The organism is Lacinutrix sp. Hel_I_90, assembly GCF_000934685.1.
In the GTDB taxonomy this organism is placed as follows: domain Bacteria; phylum Bacteroidota; class Bacteroidia; order Flavobacteriales; family Flavobacteriaceae; genus Lacinutrix.
The window spans coordinates 3,151,136-3,169,600 of sequence record NZ_JYNQ01000001.1; the positions used below are offsets into that span (position 1 = coordinate 3,151,136).

The 18,465-nt window shown below is 34.8% G+C and carries 14 protein-coding genes; 11 read left to right on the plus strand and 3 right to left on the minus strand.

Annotated elements, in window-relative coordinates:
• Positions 1–120 precede the first annotated feature (120 nt).
• Positions 121–1,701 (plus strand): hypothetical protein, encoded by a 1,581-nt coding sequence (locus tag GQ46_RS13880; protein ID WP_044403217.1) that lies wholly within the window; start codon positions 121–123, stop codon positions 1,699–1,701.
• Positions 1,702–1,712: 11 nt separating this feature from the next.
• Positions 1,713–2,498 (plus strand): alpha/beta hydrolase, encoded by a 786-nt coding sequence (locus GQ46_RS13885; protein ID WP_156133214.1) that lies wholly within the window; start codon positions 1,713–1,715, stop codon positions 2,496–2,498.
• On the opposite strand, the gene murF is transcribed toward GQ46_RS13885, so the two are convergent.
• A complete protein-coding gene (gene murF, locus GQ46_RS13890; RefSeq protein WP_044403221.1) occupies positions 2,495–3,775 on the minus strand; it encodes a UDP-N-acetylmuramoyl-tripeptide--D-alanyl-D-alanine ligase in 1,281 nt (426 codons plus the stop codon). The genes GQ46_RS13885 and murF overlap by 4 nt on opposite strands.
• Positions 3,776–3,841: 66 nt before the next feature.
• Positions 3,842–5,524: a gliding motility lipoprotein GldJ gene (gldJ, locus tag GQ46_RS13895; RefSeq protein ID WP_044403224.1), complete on the minus strand. Its 1,683-nt coding sequence runs from the start codon at positions 5,522–5,524 to the stop codon at positions 3,842–3,844.
• Positions 5,525–5,796: 272 nt separating this feature from the next.
• Here gldJ and porU point away from each other — a divergent pair, with 272 nt between their 5' ends.
• The 8 genes from porU to GQ46_RS13935 all read left to right on the plus strand — a co-directional run bounded on the left by porU (position 5,797) and on the right by GQ46_RS13935 (position 17,236).
• Positions 5,797–9,684 carry a type IX secretion system sortase PorU gene (gene porU, locus GQ46_RS13900; RefSeq protein WP_044403226.1) on the plus strand — a complete coding sequence of 1,296 codons (3,888 nt, stop codon included), beginning with the start codon at positions 5,797–5,799 and terminating at the stop codon, positions 9,682–9,684.
• A 33-nt stretch (positions 9,685–9,717) separates the two neighbouring features.
• On the plus strand, positions 9,718–10,956 hold the full coding sequence (gene porV / locus GQ46_RS13905) for a type IX secretion system outer membrane channel protein PorV (protein ID WP_044403227.1): 1,239 nt from the start codon (positions 9,718–9,720) through the stop codon (positions 10,954–10,956).
• A 92-nt stretch (positions 10,957–11,048) separates the two neighbouring features.
• Entirely contained in the window at positions 11,049–11,531 is a 483-nt protein-coding gene (cdd, locus tag GQ46_RS13910; RefSeq protein ID WP_044403228.1) for a cytidine deaminase, read from the plus strand.
• Between the two features lie 154 nt (positions 11,532–11,685).
• Positions 11,686–12,687, plus strand: a complete 1,002-nt coding sequence (pdhA, locus tag GQ46_RS13915; RefSeq protein WP_044403232.1) for a pyruvate dehydrogenase (acetyl-transferring) E1 component subunit alpha — start codon at positions 11,686–11,688, stop codon at positions 12,685–12,687.
• 3 nt (positions 12,688–12,690) lie between these two features.
• Entirely contained in the window at positions 12,691–14,394 is a 1,704-nt protein-coding gene (locus tag GQ46_RS13920) for a pyruvate dehydrogenase complex dihydrolipoamide acetyltransferase (RefSeq protein WP_044403235.1), read from the plus strand.
• A gap of 115 nt (positions 14,395–14,509) precedes the next feature.
• The gene (locus tag GQ46_RS13925; protein ID WP_082041767.1) at positions 14,510–15,532 is read left to right on the plus strand and encodes a M28 family peptidase; all 1,023 of its coding nucleotides are present in this window, start codon (positions 14,510–14,512) and stop codon (positions 15,530–15,532) included.
• The gene (locus GQ46_RS13930) at positions 15,522–16,208 is read left to right on the plus strand and encodes an SDR family oxidoreductase (protein ID WP_044403239.1); all 687 of its coding nucleotides are present in this window, start codon (positions 15,522–15,524) and stop codon (positions 16,206–16,208) included. The genes GQ46_RS13925 and GQ46_RS13930 overlap by 11 nt, the downstream gene beginning before the upstream one ends.
• An 11-nt stretch (positions 16,209–16,219) precedes the next feature.
• A complete protein-coding gene (locus tag GQ46_RS13935; RefSeq protein WP_044403242.1) occupies positions 16,220–17,236 on the plus strand; it encodes a bestrophin family protein in 1,017 nt (338 codons plus the stop codon).
• On the opposite strand, the gene GQ46_RS13940 is transcribed toward GQ46_RS13935, so the two are convergent.
• Positions 17,233–17,652 (minus strand): hypothetical protein, encoded by a 420-nt coding sequence (locus tag GQ46_RS13940; protein WP_044403243.1) that lies wholly within the window; start codon positions 17,650–17,652, stop codon positions 17,233–17,235. The genes GQ46_RS13935 and GQ46_RS13940 overlap by 4 nt on opposite strands.
• A 192-nt stretch (positions 17,653–17,844) precedes the next feature.
• On the opposite strand from GQ46_RS13940, the gene GQ46_RS13945 reads away from it, so the two are divergent.
• Positions 17,845–18,399: a thioredoxin family protein gene (locus tag GQ46_RS13945; RefSeq protein WP_044403246.1), complete on the plus strand. Its 555-nt coding sequence runs from the start codon at positions 17,845–17,847 to the stop codon at positions 18,397–18,399.
• Positions 18,400–18,465: the final 66 nt, after the last annotated feature.

Sequence of the window (18,465 nt, forward strand, 5' to 3'; positions counted from 1 at the left end):
CAAATAAATTTAAACCATTAAACTGATTCTATTAGTTTTTTATCGAATCCTATCACTTTATAGTGCAATAAAAAGGGTTCATTATTTTGCTTCATAGTATTTCTTAGCTAACTTTAAATAATGAATAAGTGGATAAAATACGGGGTGTTTATAATTTCAAGTATTGCTTTAATTGTAGTCGGACTAATACTTTATGCGAATAAAACAATAGAAGATAAAATTGAAAATTTTCTCGCTAATAGATTACCAGAGATAGTCTTTCAAAAGAATGAAGGGATTGCTTTAAATATTTTTGAAGGCACCATAACAATTAAAAAACTGGTAGTTGAAATCAAAAATAAAAACAACGAAAACAATCATGCTTTTGTAGATCTCGAAGCACTTATTATTGAAGATATAAGCTATTGGGATTATCTTTTTAAATCAGAAATTAGGATTGAAGACATTAAACTGAAATCACCTAATATCGTGTATTATAAAGATAGGTATGAAAAGAATGAAAAAAGCGATTCAACTTCAGGTTTTATTAAAATATACAAACCCATTCTTATTGATGAGTTGAGTATTGACAACGCTACGTTTCATATATATGATTCAAAAAAAGATTCCGTTTTATTATATGTCGAAAATGCAACTATCGAAATAGATGCTATAGAAATTAATAACAAAACAATTAGACAGCGATTACCGGTATCATTTAAAGCTTACGAAGTAGATGCAGACTCCATTTTTGTTAAGGCAAGCGATTTTGAAAACCTAAGTACATCGAACTTTAAACTCAAAAACAATAAAGCAGTCATCAATACGATTCAATTAAAGACTAAATTTTCGCGCAAAGCCCTTTCTGGAATCATATCTAAAGAAAGAGATCACTTTAATCTTAAAATTGAATCACTAAAGTGTGAAGGTATAGGCTTTGGCTTTAAAAATAGAAATCTCTATATTTCTAGTAAGCAAATCAATATTAATAATGCCGATTTTGAGATATTCCGAGATAAATTAGTAAATGATGATGAGTCAATAAAAAAAATGTATAGCGAATCTATAAGGAGTATTCCTTTTGATTTAACTGTGGATTCTGTATTCGTTAATGAGGCTCACATAAAATATACAGAAAAGGTTAATGCAGATAATAGTGGAGGGGCTATTGATTTTTCTAAGCTATATGCTAAAATTAGTAATGTTAGTAATACGTATAAGTCACCTGAAATGACCAACTTGAATATTCAGGGGGTATTTATGGAGGCTACACCGTTTACTGTAGATTGGTCATTTGATGTAAACAGTAAGACGGATTCTTTTGTATTTGCAACGGCTATGGATAAGTTGGAGTTATCAAAAATAAACACGTTTACAGAGCCTAATTTAAATGTGAGGTTAGAAGGGGTAACTAACCAAACATACTTCACAATAGACGGGAATAATACTAAATCCAAGGTGGACTTAAAAGTCAATTATGAAGATTTAAATATTTCTGTTCTAAGTAAAAATGGAAAAACTGAAAATTGGTTTTTGTCTACTGTTGCTAATCTTTTTGTTTCAAATACGAGTAAGGATCAAAGTGATTATTTTAGAGCATCTCAAGCAGAAGTGGATAGAGATAAAACCAAATCTATTTTTAATTTCATATGGCTAAATATAAAACAGGGGTTGTTAAAAAGTATGACTGGAGATGGGGAGGTAGTAAAGAATAGTAAGTAAACCATAGGCTTATGAGAAAGGCAACAATTTTAGGCTGTATGTTTTGCATTGTATTCGCCTGTAAGGAAGAAAAACAATTACAACCGTTAAATTTAGAAGAAGCAATGAGTAGCGATCAAGTGGCACCAATAAAGACTGAAACGATAACGTTTCCATCCCTTGATGGATTACCTATAACGGCTGATGTATACAAAGTAGATAACACACCCATTACCATGCTTTTATGTCATCAGGCAGGGTATAGCCGAGCAGAATATACGGATACAGCATCAAAGCTGAATGCTATGGGGTATACGGTAATGGCCATCGATCAACGTTCGGGAAATGAAGTTGATGATGTTGTTAATGAAACGGCAAAATTGGCAAAAGCACAAGATTTACCAACAAATTATATTGATTCGAGAAAGGATATAGAAGCTGCAATACATAATATTTATAAAAATAATGGCAATAGGCAAATACTCATTGTTGGTAGTTCTTATTCTGCTACTCTGGCTTTATTAATTGCTAATGAAAATGAAAAAGTAATTGCCGTTGCAGCTTTTAGTCCCGGCGAGTATTTTACAGGGATGCATGTTCAGGAAATGCTTAAAGGGCTTCAGAAACCAGTTTTCGTAACGTCATCCAAAGAAGAGTCTGAAGCACTTTCGCAGCTCGTAAAAGAGATGTCCAAAACTAATTTAACACATTACATACCAAACGAAAAAGGAATTCATGGTTCAAGAGCATTATGGGAGTCTACAGAAGGTCATGTAGGCTATTGGAATGCTTTTAGGGCTTTTTTAGACCAGCTTTAAAGTAAATCCAAAATACGTTCTAAAGCCATGCCGCGAGAGCCTTTAATTAATAGTGTTGCTCCTTGATCTAAAGGGGTTTTAAAATCCTTTTTTAATGCTTCAAAAGAGCGGTAGTGTTTCGTTTTACCAGAAAGGCTTTCGGTCTTATAAAAATTTTCTCCAACTAGAATAATTTCGTCTATTTTCAAATTAGAAGCTAAATCAGTAATAGTTTGATGTTCTTTTTTAGCTTCATTACCAAGCTCAAACATGTCTCCAAGAAACGCTATTTTATAATGGTCCTTCAGTTGTCCAAAATTAGTAAGTGCAGCACCCATACTTGTTGGGTTCGCATTATAGGCATCTAATATTATTTTAAAACCTGATTTCTCAACAATTTGCGAACGATTATTTGTTGGAGTATAGGTTTCTAAGGCTTTTTTAATGGCTTCAGCAGAGACTTTAAAGTAATTGGCAATACAAATAGCTGCAGAAACATTATTGAAGTTATACGCGCCAATTAAATTCGTTTTGATAATTTGGTTGTCAAATTTACAGGTGACAAAAGGTTGTGCCTCAATAAAATTCACGGTGACTTCGCATTCATTTTCTTTTCCAAAAGTATAAACCTTTGGCCCTTGAGACAATGTCATTTGCTTTTCATCATTAGCATTTACAAAAATTACTTTGTTATTTGCTTTTAGATATTGGTAAAGTTCTGTTTTACCTTGAATAACACCTTCAACGCTTCCAAAGCCTTCTAAATGTGCTTTTCCAAAGTTTGTGATATAACCATAATCTGGTTTAGCAATAGCGGATAAGAACGCAATTTCTTTTAAATGATTTGCTCCCATTTCAACGATGCCTATTTCAGTGTTTCGGGTCATAGACAATAAGGTTAGAGGCACACCAATATGATTATTTAAATTACCAACTGTAGCTGTGGTTTTATATTTTTGAGAAAGCGCTGCATTTATGAGTTCTTTAGTTGTGGTTTTGCCATTACTCCCTGTTAATGCTATTATTGGAATATTTAGAAAGGTTCTATGATACGTGGCCAATAGTTGAAGGGTTTCTAAGACATTGTCAACTAAGATATATTGGTCAGAGGTCTTGTATTTTGCCTCATCTATTACGGCATATTTGGCACCCTTTGTTAACGCTTGTTCTGCAAATGTATTACCGTTAAAGTGTTCTCCTTTTAAAGCAAAGAATAGATCGTTCTTTTTAACCTTTCTGGTGTCTGTGCATGCAGAGTCACAGTCTTGGAATAAAATGTAGAGGTCTTTTATTTTCATAAAATAAATGTATAAAAAAAGTCCTAACGGTGTGTTAGGACTTTTAAAATATTTTAAAAATTATTTCTAGTTTTTAGTTTTGTTCTTGCTTTTAGATTTAGAACCTACTCTTGACATAGCACATCTAAAGCCTATATAATCTGTAGCCATACTTTGTGGGAAATAACGTCTTTGTGCAGGATCTAACCAGTACTCTCTGTCTTTCCATGAACCACCTTTATAAACTCTTACTTCATCGTTAATTAAAGACGTTCTTCTGTTAGACTTATCCCATTCTCTAACCAATGTTCCAGTTGAATCATACTGTACTCTATGATCTGGAGAGTTATACATTTTGCGTGTAACCGCAGCTGTGTTTTCATTTCCTTCAACTTCATCATCAAAACTTTGACTGTAACCTCTTGAAGATTGTCTGTCTCCATCTCTAAAGTTACGGTTATCACTTCTGTCGAAGTTTGTTCTTAGGTAAGTTTCGTTTTCATTTACAGGAACTTGAGCAATTTCACCAGGTAAATCTCTAGCGATTACCCTTCCGTTTGGTAAAGTATCATATACGATACCACTGGTCGTTACAATAGTAACCGTACCATCTTCTGAGATTGCATTTTTAGTATAAACATTACCTCTATAATAGTTGAAATCATTAAACTCATCATCAACAATTGGACGATAAACATCTGCTACCCATTCTGCAACATTGCCAGCCATGTCATATAGGCCGTGATCGTTTGGTTCATAAGATTTTACTTGTGCAGTAATATCGGCACCATCGTCAGACCAGCCTGCAATTCCACCATAATCCCCTTTTCCTTGCTTGAAATTAGCCAATTGATCACCACGTACTTTACGTTTTCCAGAACGTGTATATTGTCCATCCCAAGGGTATTTTTTACGTCCTCTATAAACGTTGTAACTTCTAATTTCAGATAAACCTAATGCAGCATATTCCCATTCTGTTTCCGTTGGTAGTCTATACTTAGGAGAAATAACACCTGTTTGTCTTGAAGCATAAACACCTGTTTCATTGCCCTCAGCATCCACTTGAATGTTTCTTGATTTACCTGGCTTGATTATTTCTTCATTTCCACCAAAGGTTTGTGTTGGTGAGTTGATATAAGTATCGGTATTAAAGTTAGCATCAGCAGTTGCTTCATATTGGCTGTCTTGTTTTAAGTAGCCCTCTTGTTGTAAGTACATTTCGTTAACACGATCTGTTCTCCAATTCGCATATTCAACAGCTTGAATCCAGCTAACACCTACTACAGGATATTCTGCATAGCCAGGGTGACGTAAGTAATTTTCTGTCATTACTTCGTTATAACCCAAACGATTTCTCCATACTAACGTATCTGGTACAACACCATCATAAATTCTGCGGAAGTTTTCATCTTCTGGTGGATAAACTCTTTTAATCCAATCTAAGTATTCCATATACATTAAATTAGTTACTTCTGTTTCATCCATATAGAATGATTGTAAGTGTTGTTGATTGGGTGTATTATTCCAATCATGCATAACATCATCTTGAACGCGTCCCATTGTAAATGTTCCACCTTCAACAAATACTAAACCCGGAGATGTTTCTTGTTCTTTAAACTGAGTGTTGTATTGGAAACCACCTTCTTTGGCGTTAATTTCCCAACCTGTTCCTCTGGAGGTATTTGATCCGCCAGATGATCTGCCACAACCAACCAAGGTTAGCGACACTGCTAATAATATTAAAATCCTCGATACGATTACTTTTTTCATACTGATACGTTTAAGTAGCTAATTCTGTTTTATTTGGAGACGCAATATAACAATTATACATAACTCTACAAGCTTTTTTGTGAAATTTGAATAAAAAAAATTGCATTTCATCCTAATTATATGCTTTACATCGATGTTTTTTGTGTGTTTTATCGATGATTTCAGACACTATAACGTGGTTTTTATTATATTATTATTGTATTTTTGAAAGGTTTTTATGAAAATGTTAAAATTATAATAATAACAGAGTAATATAGACGTTAATATAAGCAATGAAAAAGATATTATTTATTACCATAGTATTATTAAGTAGTGTTGTGTATTCTCAGCAAAAGAAGTTTAACATAACATGGAATGCCAGTAAAACCATTAACACAAGCGGTTATACTATAGCTATTCCGCATTTTTCTCCTGAAGAGAATTACAGTTACAGCCTTAGTGATGGATTACAAGTGGTATCACAATGGAAAACGAACACTTACATAAATGAGAAGAGTGTGCAGCTTTCAAACGTTAATTATCAACCCATTTCTAAAGCAGAATTAAAAGCGTTAGACTTAAAAACGGTTCCTTCCAAAATAACAGTTGAATTAAAAAACGCTATAGCGAGAGATAAAAGCTTTGCAGTATTAAAAGTTTCAGCAATTATAAAGTCTGCAACAGGGGAATATAAAAAGGTCACTTCCTTCACTGTAAATTATAAAAATGCAACAGCTGCCAATACCGCTCTAAATAGGACTAATTTCCCAATTAGTAATTCAGTACTTAACACAGGTTCTTGGTATAAATTTGCTATTGATAAATCTGGAGTGTTTAGATTGTCTAAAAGTTTTTTACAACAAACAGGGATTAACGTTAATGCCATAGATCCCAGAACTATTCGCATATATGGTAATGGAGGGCGAATGATTCCTTATTTAAATGATATAAATTATCCTTTTGATCCTGTAGAGAACGCTATTAAAATTGTAGGTGAAGCTGACGGAGTTTTTAACGATGAAGATTATATCTTGTTTTATGGTGTTGGTCCTAAGGGTATTGTTGAAAACCCTGCTATTAATACTAATATTAATCCGTATCAGGATATTGCTTACTATTACATTAATATTGGTTCTGGGCCAGGAAAACGAATCAATTCCATGGTGGAGCCCAGTGCTTCAGCTTCAGTGCAAATAAATACATTTCAAGATTATCAATTTCATGAAGTAGATGAGTTTACATTAGCTTTAGTTGGAAGACGCTGGTTTGGTGATAAGTTTGATATTGAAGTGAATAAGTCATTCAGCTTTAATTTCCCTAACTTAATTGTAACAGAACCAGTTCAGTTTAAAGTCTATACTGCTGCTATTTCTTCAATAGCAACTAGCTTTGAAGTTTTGGTAAATAACAATTTTATAACAAACCTTCCAATTTCAGGTATTTCTTCAAATGATTCTAATTTTGCTTATGAAGGTAATTTTAATAATAACATAACTATTTCTTCAGACAATGTTTCGGTTCAAATAAATTATAATAAAGCTGGTAATCCAAGTGCTGTTGGTTATTTAGATTATATTTCTCTTGAGGCGACGAGAGCTTTAACGCATGCTGGTAATCAATTAAAATTTTACAACAAGAGTACCGCTCAGACCTCTGGCATTGGTAATTACATTATTTCTAATGCAACAGGTGTTTCTGAAGTTTGGGACATTACAGATACTAATAATATTACTTCAAAAGTTAATGAAAATCAAGCTTCTATAAGTTTTAAAGCCAATTTAGGGAGCTTAAAAACATACGTTGCAGTGACACCTTCCGACTATTATAGTGCTATTGCAGTGTCTAATCCTAATGTTGCAAATCAAAATATTAAAGGGACTATATTTAAAAATGCGCAAGGTAATTTTGAAGATGTCGATTATTTAATGATTACCCCCAGCACACATTTAAGTCAAGCGCAACGTCTGGCGCAGATTAATAGAACAAAAAATAACTTAAATGTAAAGGTAGTCACTATTGAAAGTATTTATAATGAATTTAGTACTGGAAATAGTGATATTTCAGCCATTAGGAATTTTGTTAAGTATGTCTATGATAATTCGAGTAATCCGGCAAATAGAGTAAAATATTTATGTTTATTTGGAGACAGTTCTTTTGATTATAAAGGAAGGATTTCTGATAACACCTATAATATGCCTTTATGGAATGCCTATTCGAGCTTAAATTTAACAAGCTCTTTTATTTCAGACGATTTTTATGGTATGATGGATGCTAATGAAGGTACTCTAGCGACTTCAGATAAATTGGATATAGCAGTAGGTAGAATACTTGCAGATTCGCCACAACGTGCAAAAAAAATGGTTGATAAAATAGAGACCTACTATTCTAAAGCGGCTTTTGGTAACTGGAGGAATAATATTATTGCTATTTCAGATGATGTTGATGTGGCCTGGGAGCGAGAACTTCAGGAAACTACAGATGAAATAGCCGATGAGATTACTACTCAAAAACCATTTATTAATGCTGTTAAAATACATGCTGATGCTTATCAACAGGAATCCTCTTCAGGAGGCGATCGTTATCCAGCAGTCACTTCAGCTATTGCAGATGCTATAGAAAATGGGGCATTAGTAGTTAATTATTTTGGGCATGGCGGTGAAGATGGTTTGGCCTCTGAGCGTGTTTTTGAAAAATCAGATGCTGAAGGATTAAGAAATGAATGCAAACTTACTTGTTTTGTTACGGTTACTTGCGAGTACACAAGATTTGATAACCCGTTAAGAGTTACCGCAGGAGAATTGATATATTGGAATGAAAAGGGAGGGGCGATTAGTTTAATTACCACAACACGGCAAATTTTTGTGAGTGTTGGTGTGACATTCAATAAAAAACTAGAAGAATATTTATTCTCTTATAGCGATAATGATACCTACAGTGATTATGAATATCCTACAATGGCAGAAGCTTTAAGATTGACAAAAATAGACCCTTCAGTGACTAATATTAATCAGAAAAATCTGGTGTTCTACATTGGAGATCCTGCTTTAAAATTAGCGTTTCCGGACCCAGATGTTCGTCTAACAAAAATTAATGATGTACCAATAACCCAGCAAACAGAGGTTTTAAGTGCTTTAAGCTACGCCAAATTGTCTGGTGAAGTAACAGATCCAGCTGGTAATGTATTAACTAATTACAATGGTAAAGTGGTTGCTACTATTTTCGATAAGACTATACAAAGACAAACACTAGGTAATGATAATACGACGAGTGGTGGACAAGTTATAAAATTAGATTATACGACTTTAGGTGAAGTTATATTTAGAGGGCAAGTAACGGTAACTAACGGTGCGTTTGATTTCGATTTTATTGTGCCTAGAGATATTGGTATTCCTGTGGGTTATGGTAAAGTGAGTTTTTATGCGTCAACAGACAATCCGGCTAAAGATCAAAGTGGGGCAGCAATAAATACACTACAAATAGGAGGTATTAATGAGAGTGCAGCAGAAGATAATCAAGGTCCAGTTATAAACGTCTTCATGAATGATGAAAACTTTGTCTCAGGAGGTGTCACTAATGAGTCGCCAACCCTTTTAGTTAAATTACAAGATGAAAATGGTATTAATACGGCTAGTGGTATTGGACATGATATTGTTGCTGTAATTGATGGGGACGAAGTGAATCCTTTTGTGTTAAACAATTATTATGTTACAGAATTAGATGATTACACCAGAGGGAATTTGAGTTTCCCTTTTAGAGATTTAGAACCTGGTTTGCATACACTTTCTCTAAAAGCTTGGGATGTTTACAATAATTCATCAACTTCAGAGTTACAGTTTAGAGTTTTTAACGAAGATGCGCATTTGATAATTGAAAACGTTTTAAATTATCCAAATCCTTTTGTGAACTATACAGAGTTTTGGTTTAGTCATAATAGCTCTGAAAACCTGGATGTATCGGTTCAAATTTTTACGATCTCAGGTAAATTAGTAAGAACCTTGAATGGTAGCACTAATGGAGCAGGAATCAAGTCGACGGCTTCAACTTCTAGAGACATTGTTTGGGATGGGCGTGATGATTTTGGAGATAAGATAGGTAAAGGTACCTATATCTATAAGTTAAAAGTACACTCCAGTGCAACAAATAAAACGGTTGAAAAAATAGAGAAACTTGTTATACTCTAATAAAAAATTATATTTGCTAAATAAAATTAATCCATGAAATTAAATCTTTTTACATTATTAGTCCTTGTTTTCGCTTTTAACTTGGATGCGCAAAATACAGTCGTAGAAATAACACCTAATCAAGACTCAAGGGTAATTACAACCGGAATGCCATTTTTGTTAATTGCACCAGATGCAAGAGCTGCGGGTATGGGAGATATGGGGGTTGCAACATCTACGGATGCCTTTTCTCAAAAATGGAATGCATCAAAATATGTGTTTTCTACTGCTAAATCAGGATTCTCTTTAAGCTATACACCATACCTTAGTAAGTTGGTTAATGATATTGGTATAGGTTATGTTTCTTACTTTAATAGAATAAATGAACAAAGTGCTTTTGGAGCTAGTTTGACTTATTTTAGTTTGGGAGAAATTGAATTTGTAGATGATGAATTTTCTGAACCATTAATTCAAAAGCCTAACGAGTTAGCCCTAGATATATCTTACTCATTAAGATTGGATGATCATTTCGGTATGGGTGTAGCCATGCGTTATTTACGTTCAGATTTGAAATTAAATACAGGAGGGAATGATATTAATGCAGCAAGTACTTTTGGAGTAGATATCACGGGATATTATCAAAGTGAAGAAAAAGCTTATAATGACTTTAATGGTCGCTGGAGAGGTGGTTTTGCGATTCAAAACCTAGGGCCAAAATTTAAATACGATGAGGGCGGACAAGAGAATTTTCAACCTACAAATCTTAGGCTAGGAGGTGGCTTCGATTTTATTTTTGATCAATATAATAAGTTAGGTGTTACCTTAGAACTCTCCAAATTATTAGTGCCTACGCCACCAATTACAGCGCAACGTTTTGAGTATATTGACAATAATAACGATGGCGAATTTAATTCTGGTGATGAAGCGGTGAGTACAGACGATGATTTTGTATTAGAAGGTCAAGACAATGATGTTGATTTCATCTCGGGTGTTTTTCAGTCTTTTGGTGATGCGCCAGGTGGAGGAAAAGAAGAATTAAAAGAATTCACCTATGCAATAGGAGCTGAATACTTATATCAGGAATCTTTTGCTTTTAGATTGGGTTATTTTAATGAGCATGAAACAAAAGGTGCGCGTAACTTTTTTGCTTTAGGAGCAGGGTTTAAATACAATGTTATGAATATCGATTTATCTTATTTGTTCTCTGCATCTAAAGTGCAAAGTCCGTTAGAAAGTACCTTACGTTTCTCACTTACCTTTAATCTAGGAGCAGGAGAATATAAAGAGTATTAAAAGTATATTTCGCTTAAAACATAAAAACTATTGCCAATCGCAATAGTTTTTATGTCTAAAATAGTTTCATATCTTGGTATCAAATAAGTTTAATGAAAGAAGTAAAAATAGAATCTACACTCTTCGTTTTTGAATCTCTGAAAGAGACTCCTGAAGCTATTCAAAAATTGATGCATAAAGCTATAGAGGCTAGAGATAATGCGTATGCGCCCTATTCACGATTTCATGTGGGTACTGCTTTATTATTAGATAATGGTGAAATAATTTCTGGAAGCAATCAGGAAAATGCATCCTACCCTTCAGGGCTTTGTGCAGAGCGTACAGCTATCTTTTATGCTGGGGCAAAATATCCAAAGGCAAAAGTGCTAAAAATGGCAATTTCTGCTGCTTCCCAAAATCAAAAAACAGATAAGCCAATCCCGCCATGCGGCGCTTGCAGGCAGTCTATTGCAGAATATGAAATAAAGCAAGAGAAACCAATTGAAATCTATTTTATGGGTGAGACTGGAAGCGTCATGAAATCAAGTTCGCTAGCTAATTTATTGCCATTTAGTTTCGACGCGTCAAATCTATAACGATTTCGTAAAACTTTACGATTTCCAATCTTTTTTATTACTAACTAAAGTGTTACTTTTGTTATCGCTTATGCCAATTTTATATTGGTATCTCATGAAGAACTGGCTTGAAGTCAAATCAGGAGCATTAGTATGGCGTTAAATAATAGATTAAATGCAAAAAATCACAAAAGAAGTTTACCTAAAGTGGTATGAAGATATGTTATTCTGGAGGAAGTTTGAAGACAAGCTTGCCGCCGTTTACATTCAGCAAAAAGTAAGAGGGTTTCTTCACCTATATAATGGTCAGGAAGCTGTTTTAGCAGGCGCTTTACACGCTATGGATTTAACAAAAGACAAAATGATTACGGCCTATCGTAATCACGTACAGCCTATTGGTATGGGTGTAGATCCTAAACGGGTTATGGCAGAGCTATTTGGTAAAGCAACAGGAACTTCAAAAGGTTTAGGGGGCTCTATGCATATTTTTTCTAAAGAGCATCGTTTTTATGGAGGACACGGTATTGTTGGAGGTCAAATTCCTCTAGGTGCAGGGATTGCATTTGGAGACAAATACCACGATAAAGATGCGGTAACTATTTGTTGTTTTGGAGATGGTGCAGCGCGGCAAGGTTCACTTCACGAGACCTTTAACTTAGCAATGCTTTGGAATTTACCTGTAGTGTTCGTATGTGAGAACAATGGGTATGCCATGGGAACCTCAGTTGAAAGAACGGCAAACCACACAGACATCTGGAAGTTGGGCTTAGGTTACGAAATGCCTTGCGGTCCAGTAGATGGAATGAACCCTATTAAGGTTGCCGAAGCTTTTGACGAAGCAATTACTAGAGCAAGAACTGGTGGCGGACCAACCTTTTTAGAAGTAAAAACATACAGGTATAGAGGACACTCGATGTCAGATGCGCAACATTATAGAACAAAAGATGAAGTAGCAGAATACAAGAAAGTAGATCCTATTACTCAAGTAAAACAAATCTTATTAGATAAAAAATACGCCACTGAAGATGAAATTAAAGTCATTGATAAGCGCGTAAAGGCATTAGTTTCTGAGTGTGAGAAATTTGCAGAAGAATCTCCATATCCTGAAAAAAGGGTCATGTACGATGCCGTTTATGAACAAGAAGATTACCCATTTATCGAGCATAAAATAAAATAAGCTATGGCAGAAGTAATAAACATGCCGCGTTTAAGCGACACGATGGAGGAAGGTACAGTAGCCAGCTGGTTAAAGAAAGTTGGAGACAAGGTTGAAGAAGGAGACATATTAGCTGAAATTGAAACTGATAAAGCAACTATGGAATTTGAGTCTTTTAACGAAGGCACTTTGTTACACATTGGTATTCAGGAAGGCGAAACAGCAAAAGTAGACACCTTATTAGCTATTATTGGGGAAGAAGATGAAGATATTTCTGAGTTATTAAAAGGAAGTAAGTCGGAAGATAATAAAGAGTCTAAGGAAGATCAAGAGGAATCTAAAGAAGAAGCATCAGACCATAAAAAGGAAAGTAAAACGGAAGACCAGAAAGAGGACCCTTCTGAAACCAAAGAAGAAACCCAAGCATCTACAGATATTCCAGAAGGCGTAACGGTTGTTTCTATGCCACGTCTAAGCGACACAATGGAAGAAGGTACTGTTGCAACGTGGTTAAAGAAAGTAGGGGATAAGGTTGAAGAAGGAGATATTTTAGCAGAAATTGAGACCGATAAGGCGACTATGGAGTTCGAATCGTTTCAATCAGGAACCTTGCTATATATTGGTTTGGATGAAGGAGAATCAGCAAAAGTAGATTCATTATTAGCCATTATTGGCCCAGAAGGAACAGATGTTTCTGGTATTGCTAAAGACTTTAAAATAGAAGGAAATACTTCTGCTAAAACAGAAGGGAGTTCTAAAGAAACTAAAAAAGAAGAGACAAAGACTGAAGCTCCAAAGCAGGAAAGTAAATCAGAAACCAAATCAAGCGGTTCTGAAACGTCTAGAGAAGTGCAAAGTAGCACAGGTGCTAATGGTCGTATTTTTGTATCGCCTTTGGCCAGAAAAATGGCAGAGGAAAAAGGAATCAATATCGCTCAAGTTCAGGGTACAGGAGAAAATGGACGGGTAGTAAAGCGCGATATAGAGAACTTTACGACTTCAGTGGCATCGTCTGCTTCTGCAGCGAAATTCGTAGCATCAGGTCAAGAAGACTTTGATGAGAAGCCGAATTCACAAATGCGTAAAGTAATTGCGAAACGTTTAGCAGAATCTAAATTCACTGCACCGCACTATTATTTAAATGTAGAGTTTGACATGGATAATGCTATGGCCTTTAGAGCCCAGTATAATTCATTACCTGACACTAAAATTTCATATAACGATATGATTGTTAAAGCTTGTGCTTTAGCCTTACGCCAACACCCACAAGTAAACTCTCAGTGGTTTGCAGATAAAATGAAATTAAACAACCATGTACATATTGGCGTAGCAGTTGCTGTCGAGGATGGTTTAGTCGTACCCGTAGTTAAATTTGCTAACGAGCAAACCTTACCGCAAATAGGGGATGCTGTAAAAGATTTTGCCGGACGTGCAAGAGTTAAGAAATTGACACCAGCAGAGATGGAAGGGAGTACGTTTACAGTTTCAAATTTAGGAATGTTTGGTATTGAAAGTTTTACATCAATAATCAATCAGCCAAATTCTGCAATCTTATCCGTTGGTACTATTGTTTCAAAACCGGTAGTTAAAAACGGACAAGTAGTCCCAGGGAATACGATAAAATTAACACTTGCCTGTGACCATAGAACGGTTGATGGCGCAACTGGAGCACAGTTTTTGCAAACCTTAAAAGGGTATATCGAAAATCCAGTGACCATGTTAGTCTAATTCTTTTTTATTTCTGGCAAATTGTAAGTCTAAAAAAGAAATCAAAAATCATAATCCCAATTCATCGAATTTGAATTGGGATTTTTTTATATTTAAACGCATTATAAAACCAACTATGAAAACAATAACCGCATTATGTATCGCCACCTTATTATTTGGTTGTAATACTTCAAAAAACACAACAACAGAAAACACAACTAATAATCCCACAGAACGTTTAGAGACACCGGCAACGGTAATTGTGTCGGCAACACCTAAAATGTCTGAAATTGTTTCTGCAGGAGATGTCAAAGAAACCGTTAGTTTCTTAGCTTCCAATGATTTAAACGGCAGGAATACGGGCTCAGAAGGTATTGCTGAAGCCGCAGACTATGTTGAAACTCAATTTAAAACCTTCGGATTAAAACCTTATTTTGATACGTTTAGAGATAATTTTAAAGTTGGAGAATTAGAAGCTTTCAACGTTGTAGGACTAGTGGAAGGTAATGATTCACAGTTAAAAAATGAATACATCGTAATTGGCGCACATTACGATCATATAGGCTCAATTAAAGCGGTTGCCGGCGATAGCATTGCTAATGGGGCAAATGACAATGCCGCGGGAACGAGTGCTGTGCTAGCCATGGCGAAACACTTCGGGAAAAACAAAACCAATAAGCGCAGTTTGATTTTTGTAACCTTTACGGCTGAAGAAATGGGGTTATTAGGTTCAAAACACTTAGCTGAAAAACTAAAAGCTCAAAACATTAATTTGTACACGATGGTTAATTTTGAAATGATTGGAGTGCCTTTTATAGGTAGAGATTATGAAGCTTTTATCACGGGCTATGAGTTGTCAAATCTAGCCGAGAAAATTAACGATTATGCGGGGACTAAATTAGTAGGGTATTCCGAGGTTGCTAAAAAATATAATCTGTTTAAACGTTCAGATAATTATGCTTTTTATGAAGCATTTAAAGTGCCATCGCATACTATATCTTCTTGTGATTTAACCAATTTTGATTTCTATCATCATGTGGATGATGAGATCGATAAATTGAATTACAGTTTTATGGCAAATTTAATCAACAAAATGGCACCAGTTTTAGAAGCAATGGCAAATGCTCCAACCCAAGAAATTAAAATGAATGACAACTAAAAACATTATTATTACAGGAACAAGTAGGGGTATTGGCCTTGAGCTCGTGCACCTATTCGCAAATCAGGGACATAATGTTTTAGCACTATCACGAAACGAACAAAAGGTAAGTAACTTGCATTTTGATAATATTGAGTCTTTTTCTTTTGATTTATCTGAATTGGATGATTACAAAAAAGTCGAGGATTTTATTAAAACCGAATGGAAGCACGTTGACATCTTGATTAATAATGCAGGAACCTTGTTAAATAAGCCTTTTGCGGAAACGACTATGGCAGATTTTGATGCGGTTTATAAAACCAATGTATTTGGAGTCGCCGAAATGACGCGTTGCGTTTTGCCTTTTATGAAAAGAGAGAGTCATGTAGTGACTATTAGTTCTATGGGTGGCGTACAAGGGAGTATGAAATTTCCGGGCTTATCTGCTTACAGTTCAAGTAAAGGAGCAGTGATCACCTTAACAGAGTTACTGGCAGAAGAATATAAAGAAACAGGACCAAGTTTTAATGTATTGGCCTTGGGAGCTGTGCAAACAGAAATGCTTGCCGAAGCCTTTCCAGGTTACAAGGCACCTACGACAGCCTTAGAAATGGCGAAGTATATTGCGGACTTTTCATTAAACGGGAATAAGAACTTTAACGGTAAAACGCTACAGGTATCTAATTCAACACCTTAAACGCTTAGCATATGTATGTTAAAAGAAATATTGGTTGGGGACTTGTTTTTAGATTCGCATGGAAAAACCTGATTATTTTCACTGTATATACCAGTATCATATTTTGTCTTTATTATTATGTAGGATGGAACTTCATAAACATACCTTTTCAGCCTTTAAGTATTATAGGTATTGCTGTTGCTTTTTATATTGGTTTTAAAAACAGCCAGAGTTATGATCGTTTTTGGGAAGGTCGAAAAATTTGGGGTGGTATAGTTAATTATAGCCGTACATGGACGATACAAGTGCTAAGTTTCGTAGATACTGGAAATGAAAGTAAAAACAAACAAATACAGCAACGATTAATCTACAGGCACATAGGCTGGATAAACGCACTGCGTGTGCAATTACGTCAACCACGATCATGGACGATAAAAGAAAATCATAGCGTCGAAGCACTTTTTGATAAACATAATGAACGAAATATCTCTTGCAATGAAGCTGTTTTGTTTGTATCAGCTAAAGAATATAAAGATTTAGAGAAGCGGGTAAATCCAGCAACTCATTTGGTTAAAAATCAAGCCTTGGATATTACGACACTTAAAAAAGAAGGCGCTATTGACGGTTTTCAGGAGGATCAATTGCAATCCATACTTGAAGAGTTTTACAATCTCCAGGGCATGTGTGAACGAATTAAGAATACGCCTTTTCCAAGACAGTATGGGTACTTCTCAAAAGTGTTTACTTGGATTTTTGTACTCCTTTTACCCTTTGGTCTTCTGGATGTGTTTGAAGATAATGCACTTGCTTTAACAAATGAGCTAAAGGGGTGGTATTCCTTTTTAATGATTCCATTTTCAGTATTAATTTCATGGATTTTTGTAACAATGGAAGTCATTGGTGATAATAGTGAAGATCCATTTGAAGGGCGAATAAACGATGTGCCAATGACCGCCTTATGCAGAACTATAGAAATAGATTTACGGGATATGCTAGATGAAACGGAGCTTCCTGAAGGAATTCAGCCAATGGATAATATATTGTATTAATCAATATGCTCTAAAGCGGCGTAAGCTTTTGCTCCTGAAAAACTTTCTTTAGCAAACACATTATATTCTAAAATTTCTATAATTTTAATTAATTGGTTGAAGTCTTTTTTCTTGTAGATATGCTTTAATTTATCGCCAAATTTAAAAAACATTTCTGTGGTATTGTTTTCAGAGTCTATGCCGTAGAAAAAAAGTATTTCATTTTTTTTAGGTTTAAAAAAACGGTAGTCTTCAATAATACTACCTTCTCTTACGTAGTATACTTTAAGGTTTATTTTATCTACACCAATCTCTTTATCAATATTCAATTCTTCAGGCTGTAGTTTGTAGCGTGTGACCTCTAAGGGTGTTTTAAAATCCTGTGCAGATGAGAAATACGAAGATAGGAGTAATAGGAGTATAAGAGAATACTTCATGTTAGTTTTTGCTATTAAGAATTGCTATTAATCTTTTTCAAGAACGCAATTAAAAATCAATTATTATAACAATTTTATGAAAAATTAAAATAGAGAGGGGTGTGTTATGAAAACCTTAAGAGGGATAAATTGTGCAATTTCAGCATTTCGATTAACTTTATAATTCGAAGACTTTTAAACTAAAAACAGACTATGGCACGTACAGAATCTAATATTTTTGAAAATGGAACCTTAGCACCAGAGTTTTCTTTGACCGATACGGTAACGGATAGAACCATGAACCTTCATCAGCTTAAAGGTAACAAAGTAACCGTGATAATGTTTATCTGTAACCATTGTCCTTTTGTGGTGCATGTGAATCCGCAATTAGTAAAACTGGCTAACGACTATAAGGATAAAGGTGTTGCTTTTATTGCTATTAGTAGTAATGATGCTGAAAATTATCCGCAAGACAGACCTGAATTAATGAAGCAGGTTGCTGCTAATTTAAAATATCCGTTTCCTTATTTATATGATGACACACAAGACGTGGCCAAAGCATATGACGCAGCTTGTACTCCAGATTTTTATGTTTTTGATGGGGAACTAAAAGCGACCTATCACGGGCAGCTAGATAATTCAAGACCAGGAAATGGTTTGCCTTTAACAGGAGAAGATTTGAGGCAGGCAATAGACGCTATTTTAAATAATAAAAAGCCGATAGAACACCAGAAACCTAGTGTGGGCTGCAATATTAAGTGGAAATAGAGCCCCTAGATGTTATGTTTTAGTATTTTCAATTTCCTTGTTTTTTAAATGAATTACATTTTAAAT

Bases quoted from the DNA above. Each gene is read 5' to 3' on its own strand.
- GQ46_RS13945 (WP_044403246.1), top strand. From the start codon at position 17,845: ATGGCACGTACAGAATCTAATATTTTTGAAAATGGAACCTTAGCACCA.
- GQ46_RS13885 (WP_156133214.1), top strand. From the start codon at position 1,713: ATGAGAAAGGCAACAATTTTAGGCTGTATGTTTTGCATTGTATTCGCC.
- porU (WP_044403226.1), top strand. From the start codon at position 5,797: ATGAAAAAGATATTATTTATTACCATAGTATTATTAAGTAGTGTTGTG.
- cdd (WP_044403228.1), top strand. From the start codon at position 11,049: ATGAAAGAAGTAAAAATAGAATCTACACTCTTCGTTTTTGAATCTCTG.
- GQ46_RS13880 (WP_044403217.1), top strand. From the start codon at position 121: ATGAATAAGTGGATAAAATACGGGGTGTTTATAATTTCAAGTATTGCT.
- GQ46_RS13920 (WP_044403235.1), top strand. From the start codon at position 12,691: ATGGCAGAAGTAATAAACATGCCGCGTTTAAGCGACACGATGGAGGAA.
- murF (WP_044403221.1), bottom strand. From the start codon at position 3,775: ATGAAAATAAAAGACCTCTACATTTTATTCCAAGACTGTGACTCTGCA.
- GQ46_RS13940 (WP_044403243.1), bottom strand. From the start codon at position 17,652: ATGAAGTATTCTCTTATACTCCTATTACTCCTATCTTCGTATTTCTCA.
- GQ46_RS13925 (WP_082041767.1), top strand. From the start codon at position 14,510: ATGAAAACAATAACCGCATTATGTATCGCCACCTTATTATTTGGTTGT.
- GQ46_RS13930 (WP_044403239.1), top strand. From the start codon at position 15,522: ATGACAACTAAAAACATTATTATTACAGGAACAAGTAGGGGTATTGGC.
- GQ46_RS13935 (WP_044403242.1), top strand. From the start codon at position 16,220: ATGTATGTTAAAAGAAATATTGGTTGGGGACTTGTTTTTAGATTCGCA.
- gldJ (WP_044403224.1), bottom strand. From the start codon at position 5,524: ATGAAAAAAGTAATCGTATCGAGGATTTTAATATTATTAGCAGTGTCG.
- porV (WP_044403227.1), top strand. From the start codon at position 9,718: ATGAAATTAAATCTTTTTACATTATTAGTCCTTGTTTTCGCTTTTAAC.
- pdhA (WP_044403232.1), top strand. From the start codon at position 11,686: ATGCAAAAAATCACAAAAGAAGTTTACCTAAAGTGGTATGAAGATATG.